The sequence below is a fragment of the Mucilaginibacter sp. genome (assembly GCF_964263795.1).
Taxonomy (GTDB): domain Bacteria; phylum Bacteroidota; class Bacteroidia; order Sphingobacteriales; family Sphingobacteriaceae; genus Mucilaginibacter.
Genome location: NZ_CAXVWK010000032.1, coordinates 50,635 through 66,163 on the forward strand (window position 1 = coordinate 50,635; position 15,529 = coordinate 66,163).

The window sequence follows — 15,529 nt, forward strand, 5'->3', positions numbered from 1 at the left end:
CTTGTTCATAACATCGAATACGCAATTAGGTTGTTGCAAAACAGCAACAATCGGTTTAGCGAATTGTATATTTGAGTATGCCCCCACAAGCCGTTCAAAACATACCAATAACCCGCGTAGCGGATGGTATAAGCACCACCGTTAATGATGCGATTGCCATTGAAGAGCCGCTGGAAATCAGGCTGGAACATGGCCCTGCTGACAGTCGCACGGTTCAAAATATTTCGGTTACCATGCGTACACCGGGCAACGACAGTGAACTTGCCATCGGATTTCTGTTTACCGAAGGCGTCATTACCTCAGCAAATGAAGTAGGGGAATCGAGTCACCAGTTTATTGCCTGTGCGGAAAATAAGGAGAACGTTATTGTTGTAAGCCTTGCCGAAGGTGCCGTTCCGCGATTGCAAAACACCGAACGGAACTTTTATACTACGTCCAGCTGCGGCGTGTGCGGAAAGGGGTCTATAAACGCCATACGCACGGTGAGTAATTATAGTAACGGGGATGATAGCGGTGTTACGATCAATACTGAAACGCTTATCAAGCTGCCCGATACGCTGCGCCGTATGCAACAGGTTTTTGAGGCCACCGGCGGGCTGCATGGTTGCGCTTTATTTACTACAGATGGTAAGCTGCTGCTGCTGCGTGAAGACGTTGGCCGCCACAATGCCCTCGACAAACTGATCGGTGCAGCCCTTAATCAAAACATTTTACCGCTTAACAACCATGTTTTGCTGCTTAGCGGCAGGGCCAGTTTTGAACTGGTGCAAAAAGCTGCTATGGCCGGTATATCAATAATTGCCGCGGTAGGTGCGCCATCGAGTTTGGCAGTGCAGCTGGCCCGGGAATTCAATATTACCCTAGTAGGTTTTTTGCGGGGTGAAAGGTTCAATATTTATAACGCGCCACAGCGCATCCAAATACCGGTTTATGAAGATTCGTATCAAAAGTAATTCATTAAGATACAGGCTTACCCGCAGCGAAGTTGAACGCTTTGCACATGATGGCCTGATAAAGGAAAAGATCCAGATAGGTGATGACGCACTTACGTATATTTTGCAAACAACCGCTCAGGATAAAGTTTCCGCATCGTTTCACAACAATATTATAACCCTGTTAGTACCACAAAAAATAGCAGCGCAGTGGACCGGAACAGAACTAGTTGGGTTTGACCATACCGAAAACGAACTGCATCTACTGGTAGAAAAAGATTTTACTTGTTTAGATACCGTTGACGAAGACCAGAGCGATAATTACCCAAACCCGTTAGCAGAGAAAAGCCATGAGCAAAGAAATTGATGAGCAGCCGGCTGCACAAAACCCGGAGAAGTTAGTGCACTTAAAAGTAACCAAGCCCGAAACATGGGCTGCCGGTATCCCTGCAGTAGCCGCTGCCTTTGCCGATATATTGGAGCAAACGGGTGCGGTACGTGGTCCTGGCGCACTCTTTAAAATGAACCAAAAGGACGGCTTTGATTGCAGCAGCTGTGCCTGGCCTGATCCGGATGATGACCGCTCGCCCATAGCAGAGTATTGTGAAAACGGAGCGAAGGCGTTGGCCGAAGAGGCGACGACCAAAAAACTTACAGCCGATTTTTTCGCTCAAAATTCTGTTGCAGGTCTGGCTTTATTAAGCGATATGGAGATCGGTAAAAAAGGCCGCATTGCACAGCCGGTTTACCTGCCCAAAGGTGGTACGCATTATCAGCCCATAAGCTGGCATGATGCTTTTCATAAAATTGGCGCTAAATTGAACAGTCTGGCATCACCAAACGAGGCGGTGTTTTATACATCAGGCCGTACAAGTAATGAGGCATCGTTTGTTTACCAGCTTTTTGTAAGAGAATACGGTACTAACAACATGCCCGATTGCTCAAATATGTGCCATGAATCAACCAGTGTAGCGCTGGCAGAATGTATAGGTATAGGTAAGGGCACCGTTACCCTTAATGACTTTTACGATACGGACGTGATCATTATAATGGGCCAAAATCCCGGTACCAATCACCCCAGGATGCTCACCGCGTTGGAAAAGGCTAAGAAAAAAGGATCCAAGATCATTGCAATAAACCCTTTGCATGAAGCAGGTTTAATGGCATTCAAAAATCCGCAATCGGCTAAGGGTATTATGGGTATCAGTACCCAACTGGCCGATTTGTACCTGCAGGTGCAGATAAACGGCGATATGGCACTTTTTAAGGCGATAGAAAAGCTGCTTTACGATGCCGAATTGCAGGAGCCCGGAAAGGTGTTCGATCAGGAATTTATTAACCAGAAAACTGTTGGTTACAACGAATTTATCGACAAGGTTAAACACTTTGATGTAGATGCCCTTTGTGCTGCAGCAGGCGTACCGGTAGCACAGGCGCAGCAAGCAGCGGACATGCTGAAGCACAAAAGCAGGATTATTATTTGCTGGGCAATGGGCATAACACAGCATAAGAACGGGGTTGATACTGTAAAGGAAATTGTGAACCTTACCCTATTAAAAGGCAGCATAGGCAAAGCCGGCGCCGGTTTATGCCCTGTACGCGGGCACAGTAATGTACAGGGTAACCGTACGATGCTGATATATGATAAGCCGCAGAAAAAGCAGCTGGAAAAGATTCAGGAGCTTTACGGTTTTAACCCGCCGCAAGAGCACGGGTTTGACGTAGTTGATTCGATAAAGGCAATGAATGAGGGCAAGCTCAAAGTGTTTTTTGCGATGGGTGGCAATTTCCTTTCGGCAACCCCCGACACTAATTTCACCGCCGCCGCAATGCGCAAATTGGAACTATCGGTACATGTATCTACCAAACTTAACCGCAGCCACCTGATACACGGTGAGGAAGCGATAATTTTGCCGACACTTGCCCGCAGCGATAACGACATAGTGGGCGGTGTAGAGCAGTTTATCAGCTGCGAAAACTCGATGGGGGTGGTGCAAATGTCTAAAGGGATACTCGAGCCGGTATCCACAGAGCTACTAAACGAAACACAAATAATATGTGAGCTGGCTAAAGCAACCCTGGCGAGACGCACTGTAGTTGATTGGGACAGGCTTGGCAACAGTTACGATGCGGTACGTGATGATATTGGCAAAGTGATCCCCGGCTTTGAAAACTACAATCAACGGGTAAGGTTGCCCGGAGGCTTTTACCTGCCTAATGCAGCGCGCGAGGGCAAGTTTGAAACGGAAGCATTTAAGGATAAAGCACCGTTTACAATTACGGAGATCCCGGATCATTCAATGGCGGATGATGAATACATTTTGACCACCATCCGCAGTCATGACCAGTTCAATACCACTATTTACGGTTTGGAAGATCGGTATCGCGGCATACATAATGAGCGCAGGGTGATTTTTATGAACCCGAAGGATATTGCTAAAGCAGGGTTTTTACAGGGTGATAAGGTTGATATTTTTAATTACTATGATGGAATTGAACGCGTAGCCCGGCTATTTGTGATTGTACCCTATGACATACCGGAACGCAACACTGCGGTATACTATCCTGAAGGTAATGTATTGGTTCCGATTAATAGTGTAGCAATAAAAAGCAATTGCCCTACCACCAAACTTATATTTGTAAAGATTAAAAAACACCAGCCACACGTATAATATAACATTACAAAAGACCCAAAATCATGTTAACCCACGTTTTTTGTAAATAGTTGATTGACAACTATTTATAAAATAAAATTGCAAAAAGTGTAAACCTTTGTTAATAGTTGTGTCGTTTTTTACCCCTTATAAGCTTTTAAAAGTTCATCTACTGCTATCCCGTTTACGGTCATGCCTGCGGTGTTACAATCCGTTATGGCAACACCCGACAGATCGCAGTTATGGATGCTACTGTTATTAAGGTCACAGTCCTCAAACCGTAAAGGGCGTTGCTTTTTATTGGGGTCATAAGCCGGGTGGCCCTCAGGCGGCATACCAATTTTGTGGATGTAGGCGCCGCCTAATTGCGCGCCTTCAATCTCCAGGTCGCTTAGGTTGGCATCGGCGATCTTTACATTCGTTGCCGAAATGTCGTTGAACGATGTACCATTAAGGCACACCATGTTGAAACTGCTGTTCAGCAGCATTGCTTCGGATGCAATGATCTGCTTTTCGGACTGTTTAATTTCTATCGTTTCCATCTTATTGAATTACACCCAAATTTAGCTGCAGGGCGGCAAACTACCATGGTGCTAATACGACAAATATCAGGGTAGATAACGACACTATTCGCCCCACGCAGTTATTACAAGCTTGCGGCTGCCGCCATGGTCACGGTGCTCACACAGATAAACGCCTTGCCAGGTACCCAAAGCAAGCCTTCCGTTAGTCACCGGTATGGTTACCGATGAGCCCAGCATCGCTGCTTTAAGGTGTGCAGGCATATCGTCAGAACCTTCATAATCGTGCTGGTAATCGGGGTCATTTTCGGGCACTGCCTTGTTAAAATACATCTCAAAATCCTGTCTAACGGTCGGATCGGCATTTTCATTGATCGTAAGCGATGCAGAAGTATGTTGGATGAACACCTGGCAAATGCCCGCCTTCAGTTCCCTGATTTGGGGCAGCGCACGCTCAATTTCTGATGTTATGATATGGAAGCCACGGCGTCTTTGGCCGAGACTTATTGTTTGCTGAAATATTTTCATGGGCGATGTAAATTATTCAACACGTATTGATGTAGCCTTGTTTTGCCCAGCAACGTAATTGGGCCAGTATCTCCTTCGACTTTACTTTATAACAGCATCTGTAGTGCCTTCGGGCGCAAGTGCTGTCTATCTATTTACAGGATGAGGTTACCACAAGGGTCATTTTTGAACGATCGCCGCTTGCTTCATCTGTTTAACGTGCCGGGGTTTATTGTAGTATTACCTGTATCTCAATTGGATACAAAAGGCTACATCTTGTTTCCCTGGAATTAGCCGGTAGATTATAACGAAGATTTTACAGAGTTTAATCAATAAGGCCTAATAGGAACATGATAGCGAAGCTATCAACCACCTACTAATCGCTGGAGGAACTAAAGATCTGTTTAATTCCAAAGTCCAAACGGGCCACAAGCATTTTTTTATACACGATATCGTGAAAATAATTGAGTGAATCACGTGCAGTTAAACTGCTAGATTTAGATAGGCGCAACAATCATAGATAGAACAGGCCGGTGATAATTGTCATGACTGCCGTATTGTATGAAAATAGATAATCAGGACTTGCATTGACACAGGATGGACGATTATATTATTAAACCTTTAGATTTTTACAATTTGTATTACAAATCTAGTTTCCGGAAAGGCAAATTATTAAAATGACAAAAATCATGGTTCATTATTTTTTTAAACACCTAATGATAAATATTTACAGTAAAGTACAGACCCCTATCTAAATGCAATACATTTGTTATGTAAGTGCTGCCACCGCCCCCTTAAGCGGTGAGGAGCTCAACAAAATTGTGAATACCAGCCGTACTAATAATAAACGAGATGGTATCACAGGTATAATGTTATACAGCGAAGGGACGTTTATGCAGGTTTTGGAAGGGGAGAAGAAAGATATAAACGCCGCATTCGAAAGAATTAACAAAGATAACCGCCATACCGGCGTTGTAAAGCTGGCTCAAGGCGAAATTTCCGAGCGCCATTTTGGCCAATGGCCTATGGCGTTTAAAAAAACCACTGCGAAAGAATTTTCTAAATTTAGTGATTTCTCCGAGACCGCTGATCCGGAGATTGCTGAAAGCGGGCTTCACCCATCGGTATTATTGCTAAAAGATTTTTTTGAAAAAACGGGAATGTACCTCGCTATGGGCCTGTTACTTAGTTTTGTCAAATAATGCTGTAATATTTCGTCAGTCAGGTTGTCTAAAGTTCAAAACTAAACTGTCATGACAACAAAAGAAACCTTTAGCCTGCACGGCGAAAACCTACTTAAAACAATCAAAGAGTTAATTGCCGAAGGTAACGTTACACGAATTACTATCAATGATAAATCATGCAGGGAGCTACTTTCGTTTCCGCTTACCATTGGTGTGGTGGCTGCAATATTCGCCCCGGTATTTGCTGCTGTTGGCGCATTGGCCGCCTTCGTTAGTGAATGCACAATTACAGTTGAGCGAGAGATTATTGAAGTTGCCGACAACGAAATCAAGTCAGATCACGTTTGAAAATGAAACAAGTTTAACACTTACTTGTCTGTTATTTAAAGGCTAAAATTTATGGTTGTTTTAAAAGTAAATCAAGGTACAACTAACGAGCGGGAAGTGGAAATAGTAACCGCAAGGGGACTATGGGAAACGGGAATTTATAAATTATTCAACGCCGATTTTTTAACCGATGACCACCGCGAGTTTATTGAACATGTGGACGAAAACGATCCGAATTTTTTGGGGGAGATGAATGTTAATAAAGAAAATGCCGACTGGGAATACCGTGGTAAACAATTATCTGCTGACGAACAAAAAGAAATAGCCGACTTTATCCTGGACTACCAACCACCCGATGGCGTTTATTAAATTGCTAACAATTCCTACACCTGGCTGGACTAACCCGTTTGTTTGAGTTGGCCTATTGGCTTTCTGGTTGATTTTATCACATTTGGCCTATTAGCTTACTTAAACCGGTTTATATGGCTTTGCAGAATATTGATTTTCAGCGCGAGTACTCACTGCCCACCGAAGAATTCATCGATGTGCTAAACCGTAGCACACTTGGCGAACGCCGCCCGGTAAACGATGTGGCCCGCATAGAATCAATGCTTAAAAATGCCAGCCTTATTATTACCGCCCGTAACAATGGCAAACTTCTCGGTGTGGCCCGATCGCTAACCGACTTTGCGTTTTGCACCTATCTGTCAGATCTGGCCGTTGATGTTCAATTTCAAAAATCAGGCATCGGTGTCCGCCTCATCCGCGAAACAAAATTACATACGCCGACTGCTAAACTGATACTGCTGGCTGCACCTGCCGCTATAGATTACTACCCAAAGACCGGCATGACTAAATTTTCGCATTGTTTTTTACTTGATGATGTAAATGCACTGGTGGTAAAGGGCTAGCCATATACAAAACGATTGCAAACAAGCTTACTAAATTAAATTGTAGCTTAGTACTATGGCTACAGTAGCGCTAAACAGTAAGGCTGGCAAATGGATTATGGTATCGTCCATAATGGCGTCGGCTATGGCGTTTATAGATGGTACTGCTTTAAATGTTGTTTTGCCGTCATTGCAAAAAAATCTTAATGCCAGTGGTACAGACCTTTTCTGGATATTAAATGCCTACTTATTGATACTTGCCGCGATAATCTTAGTTGGCGGTTCATTGGGCGACAAGCTTGGCCGTAAAAAGGTTTTTATGGCGGGGATCTTCGTTTTTATCTGCGGCTCTGCAGCCTGCGGTTTTTCCCCAAATGTGCCGTTTCTTATTGCCTTCCGCGTGTTGCAGGGGTTTGGAGGTGCACTCATGATACCTGGTAGTTTGTCGCTGATATCATCAGCTATTACTCAAAAGGAACGGGGTAAAGCGATCGGCACATGGTCGGCCTTTACCACCATTGTTACGATGGGCGGCCCAATTCTTGGTGGTGCCTTTGCCGATGCCGGACTGTGGCGGTACATTTTTTTCATTAACATCCCTATTGGTATAACAGCATTAATTTTCCTGTGGCGCTTTGTTGCAGAAAGCCGCGACGAAAGTGTTGATCAATCGATTGATGTTTGGGGAGCAGTAGCCATCGCATTGGGTCTGGCGTGTTTAACGTTCGGTTTTTTGCGCGCTCCGGAAGTTGGTTTTGTAAATTGGCAGGTGTATGCACCATTATTAGGAGGTGTTATGCTCCTGATCTGTTTTGTTGTTATAGAAAAACGGAGCAGGTACCCAATGATGCCGCTCCAACTTTTCAAAAATGCCACCTTTAGCGGTGCTAACCTGCTCACCTTTTTTTTATATGCCGGCTTAGGTGCAGGGATGCTTTTTATGGGCCTCAACCTGGTACAAGTGCAAGGGTATACACAGTTGCAATCAGGACTTACTTTTTTGCCGTTCACTATTCTTATGATGAGTGTGGCTCGCTTTGCCGGTGCTATTGCTGACAAGCATGGGCCTAAATTACTGCTTGTTACCGGCCCTGCGGTGACTGGTGCCGGGCTACTGATCTTATCGTTCATCAAACAAACCCCCGGGCCATCAGCTTATTGGGTTACTTTTTTTCCGGGCATCATAGTTTTTGGTTTGGGCATGTCGTTCACAGTAGCTCCGCTCACTGCTGCAGTTATGGGTTCGGTGGATGAGCACCTTTCGGGTGCCGCTTCAGGCGTAAACAATGCATTAACGCGAATAGCTAACGTATTTGCTAATGCAGTGATAGGTGCGCTGGCTGTACTCTTCTTTTCGGGGCAGCTGCAAAACCAAGTAACCCCAATGAAACTTGATCCCCAGGCTCAACAGTCTGTATTAAATCAGGCCGTAAATCTTGGCGATGCAAAAGTTCCGCTAATAGTTAAATCTTCCGATAAAGAGAAAGTTGGGGAGGCGTTTCATACGAGTTTTATCTCGGCTTATGGCAAGGTAATGAAAATCGCCAGCGGGCTGGCTTTCATCGCATCGCTTATGGCATTGATTTTTATAAAGAACCCGCCAAAGTCAGACAGCAGTTAAACGGGCCGCTATCATGCGACCCGTTGTAATCATACTAAAAATTTTTACGCATGGTAACACCGTATACACGCGGATTACCTAAATGCGATGCGCCAAAATCATACGCATAATCGATGTAGTGTTTATTGCTGAGGTTGCTGCCCCAAACAAATATTTCGTAGCGGGTTGTGCTTATGCCTATACGGGCATTAAACGAATTGTAAGCTTTCTGCTCTATCTGGTTGGCCAAATCGAAATATTGGTTGCCTAAATAGCGCCATTCGCCGCGGGCTATTAACTTTGTTTGCAGGTTACCACCCAACGCGTAGCCGTACTGTAGCGCCAGCGATGATGTCACATTTGGCGTATAGACCTGCTTGTTGCCGTTTAAATTAACGACTGCGCCGTTGCTTGCCACCTGCAGATCGGTGTAACGAGCGTGGGTATAACCAAAGTTATAAGCCAGTTCTAAACCCTTCAGCAGTGTTGCAGCAAATTCTGCTTCGGCACCCTTACTATTTAATCTGCCTGCATTACGGGTAAGGGTTATTGCTGCCGGCAAAATAAGAGTGGGTACCTGCGCATTATCCACAGCTATATAAAACAGTGATAAATTGATGCGTAAACGGTTGTTTAAAAACGAGTTCTTTGACCCGATCTCGTAGTTATTACTAAATTCCGGCTTAAAGGAAAACAAAGGCGGTTGTGATGGATCAGATCCTAACTGGCTGATACCGCCGGCCCTGAAACCCCGGCTGTAAGCCGCGTATAGATTATTATTATCGGTAACATGGTATGCAATGCTCACTTTAGGCGTAAATGCTTTAAAGTGTGCGGTTGATGAGGTATCGTTTTGGGTCGTGATCGGGTCGGCTCCATCCGGCTGGAATTCGCCTTTAACGTGCTCTTTCTTGTGCTCATAATCATATCGTAACCCGGCGGTGATATCCAGCTGTGGGTTAATGGTATAAGTTATCTGCCCAAAAATTGCTGCGCCGTAATTACGTTCTATGTTGGTGTTTATTGCAGTTGCATCCGTCACAGGCGAGCCTATTAACGCTGCATCGGTACCAAAGTGGGTGCCTGTTTTACTTGGGCTGTAACGGTAAAAACCATAAAGCCCGGTTGTCCATTTCCAATTAGTTGCCGATGCCGGTGAGGAGAATCTGAATTCCTGCGTAGCGACTTTTACCTTGTTGAATGACGGGCCATAATTGTTTACAACAGACACTGCATCTGCCGGCGAAAAATCACCATCGATCGGCACAGTGTAGTAACGGTAATTTTGCTGATAAGTGCTATTTGATGTAAAGTTGAATCCCTTACCGGCGTAATTCGCAGATAGTGAAGCGTTAAAAATGTTATCTATCATTCTAGTTGTTGCATCCTGGCTCACCTGAAAAGGCTGAGCCAAGGCATCTGCAGGTGATCCACTTAAAGCAAACGGTCCGTTGTTACGATTGGCGTAATTTTTTATATTAAGTGTCAGATTAAACGACTGCGAAGCCAGGTATTTAATATAATAATTGCCTGTAAAAGAGTGCTGCTTATCTAGTTTAGTGTTATTGAACTGATTAGTGTAAAACCCATTAAAACCATCATACAAACCGGCTACGCCTAAAAAAAGTTTATCCTTGATCAAAGGCGTACGTAAACCCAGACTATACCGCCGCTGCCCGTAACTGCCAAAGTTAACTTCGGCAAAGCCGGTTGTAAAGTTTTCCGGTTGTTTAGTAATCACGTTGATTACACCGCCCATGGCGTTACGGCCAAATAAAGTACCCTGCGGGCCGCGTAAAACTTCAACACGTTCTACATCAAATAATTGAGGTATATAGGTATCCAGGCCAAATTGATTAACACCATCTATATAAGTTGCAATCGCAGGATCGTACGATGTGGTTGCAATACCCCGGACACCGGTAACGTTACGCCCATCACCCGGATTGGCGGAATAAAGGTTAGGTATTATAGATGTGAGGTCGCGCAGGTTCCAAACGCGGTAATCTTGCACCTGCTTTGCCGAAAGAGTAGATATACTTACAGGGACCTGTTGTGCTGCTTCCTCTCGCTTTTGCGCGGTTACAACAACCTCTTCTAACCTGTTGCTGCTTTCTGTCAAATGGACATTTGTTGTTTGGTTACCGTCCACAACTATAAATTGATTGATAGCTGCATAACCCACACTGCTAATGCGTAAAGTGTACCGTCCGTTAGGAATGCCCACGAATCCAAATACACCTTTGGTGTTTGTACCGGTTACAAAATTGGTGTTTAGTAAACTTACCGTAGCCCCAACCACCGGCTGTTGGTTGGCATTGGTAACAGTACCATTAAAATTTGATCGGTTTTGTGCAAACGCTGAACTGATTATGCTCAGGAATAATAAAAAGGAGAGTAGTTGTTTCATAAAAAATAAAAAGCGGATATGATGTTTTCACCATATCCGCCGTAAAGAAATGCATTTCTTATTTAAGTGAGTAGATCCAATTTACAATTGCCTTGGTTTCTGCCGGCTTAATGCTTGGGTGTGCTGGCATATCAACATCGCCCCAAACGCCGTGGCCACCTGTAACTATCTTCCTGCTCAAATGAGCAGTAGACGCTGCGTTAGCCGGATATTTTTTGGCAACATCGGTAAATGACGGGCCTACAGATTTTTCGGATACTTTATGGCAAGCCTTGCAATCCATCGACATTACCAGTGCTTTGCCAACTGCATTTGCCTTCATTTTAGCCATTTTAGCTTTCATGTCCGGCGAATCCTGCCCTGCTAAAACCGCAGTGGTTTTGCTGGTTCCTGTTGCACCCATATCGTCCTTCACGTCAACAGAAACATTATAGTTTCCTTTTTTAGTGTATGTATATATAAGCTTAGGAAGAGTGGTGGTTTTCTTAACACCGTTGCCTAAATTCCAAATGTAGGTCATATTATTTTTTTCAGGATCGGTAGCTTTAACCGTAAATGTTACCGGCAAAGGCAAAGCCCCGTAACTTTTGTCTGATGTAATGCTTGCCACTTCAGGAGCACGGTTGCCAGTGTTGTAATCTAAACGGGCAATACCAGCATCCTTGTTTTTTGCAAACCAGCCGGATCCGTATTCCAATACGTAGATCTTACCATCAGGCCCGGTTTCCATATCAATAGGGTTATTGAATTTTGTACCCGCCATAAATGGTTCCATTTTATCCAGGTCGCCGTTAGGTTGCAAAGTTAACAGCTTGATCCACCCACGAATCCAATCGTAAAAGATTACTTTTTTATTGAAATAATCAGGCATGCGCGTTGCCTTAGGATACATATCTGTATAATAAACAGGCCCTGCCATTGCGTTACGGCCGCCTGTACCTACTTGCGGAAACTCTTTAGAAGCTGCGTAAGGATAATAGATCATTGCCGGCTGTGCCGGCGGCAGATCAACCAAACCTGTATTATTACGGGAATTATTAACAGGGTGCATAGGATCAAATTTGATACCTACCTTGCCTGTAGCATAATCATATTCGCGATAGGGAATATTATTAGCAATGAAATATGGCCAGCCGAAAAAGCCTGCTGTTTTAGCCTGGTTAAATTCATCGTAGCCACGTGGGCCGCGTGTTTCCAAACTATCTGCCTGTGCATCCGGGCCAACTTCGCCCCAGTACAGATAGCTGTTCTTAGGGTCAACCTGGATACGGTAAGGGTTCCTGTCGCCCATTACATAAATCTCGGGGCGGGTTTTTGCTTGTCCTTTTTTGAACAAGTTACCATCAGGTATAGCATAAGTACCATCCTCATTCATTTTGATACGCAGGATCTTTCCGCGCAGATCATTCGTGTTACCTGCCGAACGCCTTGCGTCGTGGTTCAAAAATTCAGGGCGATCATCTAAAGGTGCGAAAGCATGAGTATTGATGGTACGTTTACCCGGCTCATCAAAAGGGGTAGAGTTGTCACCTGTTGAAAGGAACAACATCCTATCCGGGCCGAAAGCTATCGATCCGCCTGTATGGCAGCAGATCTCGCGCTGGGAATAAAGTTGTAAGACAATCTTTTCACTTTTTATATTGATGGAATCGCCGGTCAGGGTAAATCGTGACAGACGGTTAACCGATGTATCTACAGGGCTGTAATAAACGTACACAAAATGATTGTTTTTAAAATCAGGGTCAGCTTTTAAACCTAGGATGCCTTCTTCAGCGTTAACTCCTTTGGTATGGGTCTTCCAGTAAACGTCAAGCTTAAGCGCCTGTTTCATAGTTTTGGTGCTGTTCTTATAGATCATCACTTCACCACGTCTTTGTGCCACCAGGATATCCAGGTTAGGCAACACGGTCATTTCGGTCGGCTCAAATAAGGTGCCCTCGTTCAGTTGTGTTTTTGCAAAACGATTTTCTTCAGGTACGCATTGAGTTGTAGCCCTCGAGTAATCCAGTTTTTTATTGTCGCCAATGGCATATTGGATGCCACCTAATAAGTGTTTTAAAAAGGCAGGGTCGCTGTATGATTCGTCCGTATGTCCCAATCCAGTATAAAAAGAACGGCCGTTCTCAAAATTTTGATACCAGGCAATAGGATGGTTAACGCCATTGTTGCCGCCTTTGTAGCTTGTTTCGTCCAGATTGATCAATACATGTATTTTTTTGCTCAGGTTTTTGTAGTTATACCACTCATCCTTACGCGTCCAAACATCGGGGAGCGAGCGGGTTGATGCATGGTTTTTATCAACTACATTTAACTTTGCCTCTTGCTGCTCGGGATGGCTGTCAAAAAAACCGCCAACCAAACGGCCGTAATAAGCCCAATCATATTCGGCATCTGCAGCGGCATGCACCCCTACAAAATTACCGCCCGCCTGCATATAGCGCTCCAGGTCGGCCTGCTGGTAATTATTGAGCATGTAACCGGTAGTACTTAAAAATACTACTGCTGAGTATTTGCCTAGGTTACTCTCTGTGATTTTAGCAGCGTCGGACGTAGTATCTACCGCAAAATTGTTCTCTTGCCCTAATTTGATAATGGCGGCACTACCCAAAGGGATTGAGGCATGGTGATAACCTGATGTTTTGGTGAACACCAGTATTCGCGGCTTTACCGGAATTTTACTGTAAATAAATATCACCGCGCATAGTGCGGCAAATGATAAGGTAAATTTTAATCTCATATAAATATTTATCGGTTTAACGCTGTTGAAATAGCAGCACAAAATACTCATTGTGTGTTTAATACGCAATAGGTATTAATTATTATCGTGATTTTGTTACGCAGTTAAAAAAGTAAAGTAATCAAATAAAATCGCAGCTTATTTAACGTTAACAAAAACTTTTGTAACTATAGGTGCTTTTGTATGTACAATCAAATATAATGGAAAATTCAAACAATAAAGCTATTCTATCTGCAGCAGGAGATGGTCAGGTCTACTCGGTTATGGGCGGTAATTACCGCGTGCTGATCAGCGGAAAGCAAACCAATGGTGCTTTCGCCGTGATCGAGATGCTGGTTCCGGCAAACGGCGGGCCGGGGCCACATGCGCACAAAGATGTTAACGAGTCGTTTTACGTTGTTGAGGGTGAGATAGAGGTGAAAGCCGGCGATGCAACGCACACTGCTAAAAAGGGCGATTATGTAGATATCCCTTTAGGCGGGATAGTGCATCAGTTCAAAAACAAATCGGATAACCTGGCCCATTTAATTTGCACAGTTACACCGGCAGGTATGGATGATATGTTTATTGAATTTGGCCAGCCTACGGTGCAGGGAACATTTCTACCGCCGCCGGTAATGACGGAAGAATTCGCCGCGAAAATTAAAGAATTGGGAATCAAATATCACCAGGAGTTTTTCCCGCCGAATTATTTTGAAAACTTGTAACAATGAGATTAAAGGGGGATGAGTTATTACAATAAACCCAATTGACCCTTGCGTTGGTCAAAGACGATCAACAAAAAAGCCCAATGCGGACATGCATGGGCTTTTGTACTCCCAAAAGTACGAATTTCGGAACATTTCACAAGTGATTTGCAATTATTAATCAAAACAATATCAAAAACTCACTGATAGACAAGGTGAAAGGATTTTTATGACATCGTTTTTTGTACTCTATTAGAGCGGATGGTGGCTTGTTTAAATGACAACTTACCAATCGCGGTTGGCTGGGCGAAGATAAGTGTCGGAAGATTAAAGAAACTATTTAATTAGAAGGTCTTTAAAATTAAGATATATCTTATCTTTAGTATCTTGATAAGACATTTTCCAAAGCCCTGCAAGACCATCAATTGTCAAATCCAAGGATTTTTGCCTGGTCATAACCCTCTCATCGAAGGTAAATGGAGCATCTGTCTCAGTCAGTATTCTTTCTTTGGGTATATTATTTAAAATATCAATTGCTCTCTTAGAATACAGCATTTTGTGGTTTACTGAAAAAAAGAAGCCTTCCTTTAAAGCTAAATTGAGTTCGTTAATAGATCCAGTAAACCAGTGCAATATTACCTTGTGCTCTGTATTCTTAAGCGTTGTACTAAGTTCAGCTATTGTCCGTTCGGCAGCATTCCTACTGTGTATGGTTAATATTTTTTTGTCTAAGGGTTTAAGGAAACTTAAAATCGTTTGAAAGACTTTTAACTGTTCAACTTTTGTTTCTTTATGTATAATAGATCCATCTAAACCAATCTCGCCTATATATTTTATGTCTTTACTCAATGTTTTGAAAAGATCCAGTTCATTGATACGCTTTGCAGCTAATTCAGGGTGAAAACCAAGTGCCGGTCTAATGTTGCGGCAATCTTTAAATAATAAGTTATTGTGCTTCCATAAAAAAGGAGCATTGGTAACCGTGATCGTTTTAATCGATGTCTCATCCTCGACACTAACAGAGTTTCTAATATCTGCAAAGAGATCAAGATGGCAGTGCGTATCAACATAAGACACCATG

General features: G+C 43.7%; 14 protein-coding genes. 9 read left to right on the forward strand and 5 right to left on the reverse strand.

What is annotated here, in order from left to right:
* Positions 1–77 precede the first annotated feature (77 nt).
* The 3 genes from fdhD to ACE5CV_RS06335 are packed head-to-tail and all read left to right on the forward strand — an operon-like array spanning position 78 to position 3,604.
* Positions 78–953 (forward strand): formate dehydrogenase accessory sulfurtransferase FdhD, encoded by an 876-nt coding sequence (fdhD, locus tag ACE5CV_RS06325; protein ID WP_374949324.1) that lies wholly within the window; start codon positions 78–80, stop codon positions 951–953.
* The gene (locus ACE5CV_RS06330; RefSeq protein WP_374949325.1) at positions 931–1,299 is read left to right on the forward strand and encodes a hypothetical protein; all 369 of its coding nucleotides are present in this window, start codon (positions 931–933) and stop codon (positions 1,297–1,299) included. The genes fdhD and ACE5CV_RS06330 overlap by 23 nt, the downstream gene beginning before the upstream one ends.
* On the forward strand, positions 1,283–3,604 hold the full coding sequence (locus ACE5CV_RS06335) for an FdhF/YdeP family oxidoreductase (RefSeq protein WP_374949326.1): 2,322 nt from the start codon (positions 1,283–1,285) through the stop codon (positions 3,602–3,604). Before ACE5CV_RS06330 ends, ACE5CV_RS06335 begins: the two co-directional genes overlap by 17 nt.
* Positions 3,605–3,726: 122 nt before the next feature.
* Here ACE5CV_RS06335 and ACE5CV_RS06340 read toward each other — a convergent pair whose 3' ends face one another.
* A complete protein-coding gene (locus ACE5CV_RS06340) occupies positions 3,727–4,128 on the reverse strand; it encodes a hypothetical protein (RefSeq protein ID WP_374949327.1) in 402 nt (133 codons plus the stop codon).
* Between the two features lie 84 nt (positions 4,129–4,212).
* Positions 4,213–4,635: a secondary thiamine-phosphate synthase enzyme YjbQ gene (locus ACE5CV_RS06345; RefSeq protein ID WP_374949328.1), complete on the reverse strand. Its 423-nt coding sequence runs from the start codon at positions 4,633–4,635 to the stop codon at positions 4,213–4,215.
* 734 nt (positions 4,636–5,369) lie between these two features.
* On the opposite strand from ACE5CV_RS06345, the gene ACE5CV_RS06350 reads away from it, so the two are divergent.
* The 5 genes from ACE5CV_RS06350 to ACE5CV_RS06370 all read left to right on the forward strand — a co-directional run bounded on the left by ACE5CV_RS06350 (position 5,370) and on the right by ACE5CV_RS06370 (position 8,636).
* The gene (locus tag ACE5CV_RS06350) at positions 5,370–5,816 is read left to right on the forward strand and encodes a BLUF domain-containing protein (RefSeq protein WP_374949329.1); all 447 of its coding nucleotides are present in this window, start codon (positions 5,370–5,372) and stop codon (positions 5,814–5,816) included.
* Positions 5,817–5,867: 51 nt separating this feature from the next.
* Positions 5,868–6,146, forward strand: a complete 279-nt coding sequence (locus ACE5CV_RS06355) for a DUF4342 domain-containing protein (protein WP_374949330.1) — start codon at positions 5,868–5,870, stop codon at positions 6,144–6,146.
* A 51-nt stretch (positions 6,147–6,197) separates the two neighbouring features.
* A complete protein-coding gene (locus ACE5CV_RS06360; RefSeq protein WP_374949331.1) occupies positions 6,198–6,494 on the forward strand; it encodes a hypothetical protein in 297 nt (98 codons plus the stop codon).
* Positions 6,495–6,607: 113 nt separating this feature from the next.
* Positions 6,608–7,036 (forward strand): GNAT family N-acetyltransferase, encoded by a 429-nt coding sequence (locus tag ACE5CV_RS06365; RefSeq protein ID WP_374949332.1) that lies wholly within the window; start codon positions 6,608–6,610, stop codon positions 7,034–7,036.
* Between the two features lie 55 nt (positions 7,037–7,091).
* Positions 7,092–8,636, forward strand: a complete 1,545-nt coding sequence (locus ACE5CV_RS06370) for an MFS transporter (RefSeq protein WP_374949333.1) — start codon at positions 7,092–7,094, stop codon at positions 8,634–8,636.
* 34 nt (positions 8,637–8,670) lie between these two features.
* Here the strand turns inward: ACE5CV_RS06370 and ACE5CV_RS06375 are convergent, their stop codons facing one another.
* Positions 8,671–11,025 carry a TonB-dependent receptor gene (locus tag ACE5CV_RS06375; RefSeq protein ID WP_374949334.1) on the reverse strand — a complete coding sequence of 785 codons (2,355 nt, stop codon included), beginning with the start codon at positions 11,023–11,025 and terminating at the stop codon, positions 8,671–8,673.
* 58 nt (positions 11,026–11,083) lie between these two features.
* Positions 11,084–13,762, reverse strand: a complete 2,679-nt coding sequence (locus ACE5CV_RS06380) for a ThuA domain-containing protein (protein WP_374949335.1) — start codon at positions 13,760–13,762, stop codon at positions 11,084–11,086.
* A gap of 200 nt (positions 13,763–13,962) precedes the next feature.
* Here ACE5CV_RS06380 and ACE5CV_RS06385 point away from each other — a divergent pair, with 200 nt between their 5' ends.
* The gene (locus ACE5CV_RS06385) at positions 13,963–14,469 is read left to right on the forward strand and encodes a cupin domain-containing protein (RefSeq protein ID WP_374949336.1); all 507 of its coding nucleotides are present in this window, start codon (positions 13,963–13,965) and stop codon (positions 14,467–14,469) included.
* Positions 14,470–14,784: 315 nt separating this feature from the next.
* Here ACE5CV_RS06385 and qatD read toward each other — a convergent pair whose 3' ends face one another.
* Positions 14,785–15,528: a Qat anti-phage system TatD family nuclease QatD gene (gene qatD / locus ACE5CV_RS06390; protein WP_374949337.1), complete on the reverse strand. Its 744-nt coding sequence runs from the start codon at positions 15,526–15,528 to the stop codon at positions 14,785–14,787.
* Position 15,529 lies beyond the last annotated feature (1 nt).

Excerpts from the sequence above, each read along its gene's own strand:
- ACE5CV_RS06345 (WP_374949328.1), bottom strand. The coding sequence starts at position 4,635 with ATGAAAATATTTCAGCAAACAATAAGTCTCGGCCAAAGACGCCGTGGC.
- fdhD (WP_374949324.1), top strand. The coding sequence starts at position 78 with ATGCCCCCACAAGCCGTTCAAAACATACCAATAACCCGCGTAGCGGAT.
- ACE5CV_RS06375 (WP_374949334.1), bottom strand. The coding sequence starts at position 11,025 with ATGAAACAACTACTCTCCTTTTTATTATTCCTGAGCATAATCAGTTCA.
- ACE5CV_RS06340 (WP_374949327.1), bottom strand. The coding sequence starts at position 4,128 with ATGGAAACGATAGAAATTAAACAGTCCGAAAAGCAGATCATTGCATCC.
- ACE5CV_RS06360 (WP_374949331.1), top strand. The coding sequence starts at position 6,198 with ATGGTTGTTTTAAAAGTAAATCAAGGTACAACTAACGAGCGGGAAGTG.
- ACE5CV_RS06335 (WP_374949326.1), top strand. The coding sequence starts at position 1,283 with ATGAGCAAAGAAATTGATGAGCAGCCGGCTGCACAAAACCCGGAGAAG.
- qatD (WP_374949337.1), bottom strand. The coding sequence starts at position 15,528 with ATGGTGTCTTATGTTGATACGCACTGCCATCTTGATCTCTTTGCAGAT.
- ACE5CV_RS06330 (WP_374949325.1), top strand. The coding sequence starts at position 931 with ATGAAGATTCGTATCAAAAGTAATTCATTAAGATACAGGCTTACCCGC.
- ACE5CV_RS06355 (WP_374949330.1), top strand. The coding sequence starts at position 5,868 with ATGACAACAAAAGAAACCTTTAGCCTGCACGGCGAAAACCTACTTAAA.
- ACE5CV_RS06350 (WP_374949329.1), top strand. The coding sequence starts at position 5,370 with ATGCAATACATTTGTTATGTAAGTGCTGCCACCGCCCCCTTAAGCGGT.
- ACE5CV_RS06370 (WP_374949333.1), top strand. The coding sequence starts at position 7,092 with ATGGCTACAGTAGCGCTAAACAGTAAGGCTGGCAAATGGATTATGGTA.
- ACE5CV_RS06380 (WP_374949335.1), bottom strand. The coding sequence starts at position 13,762 with ATGAGATTAAAATTTACCTTATCATTTGCCGCACTATGCGCGGTGATA.
- ACE5CV_RS06385 (WP_374949336.1), top strand. The coding sequence starts at position 13,963 with ATGGAAAATTCAAACAATAAAGCTATTCTATCTGCAGCAGGAGATGGT.
- ACE5CV_RS06365 (WP_374949332.1), top strand. The coding sequence starts at position 6,608 with ATGGCTTTGCAGAATATTGATTTTCAGCGCGAGTACTCACTGCCCACC.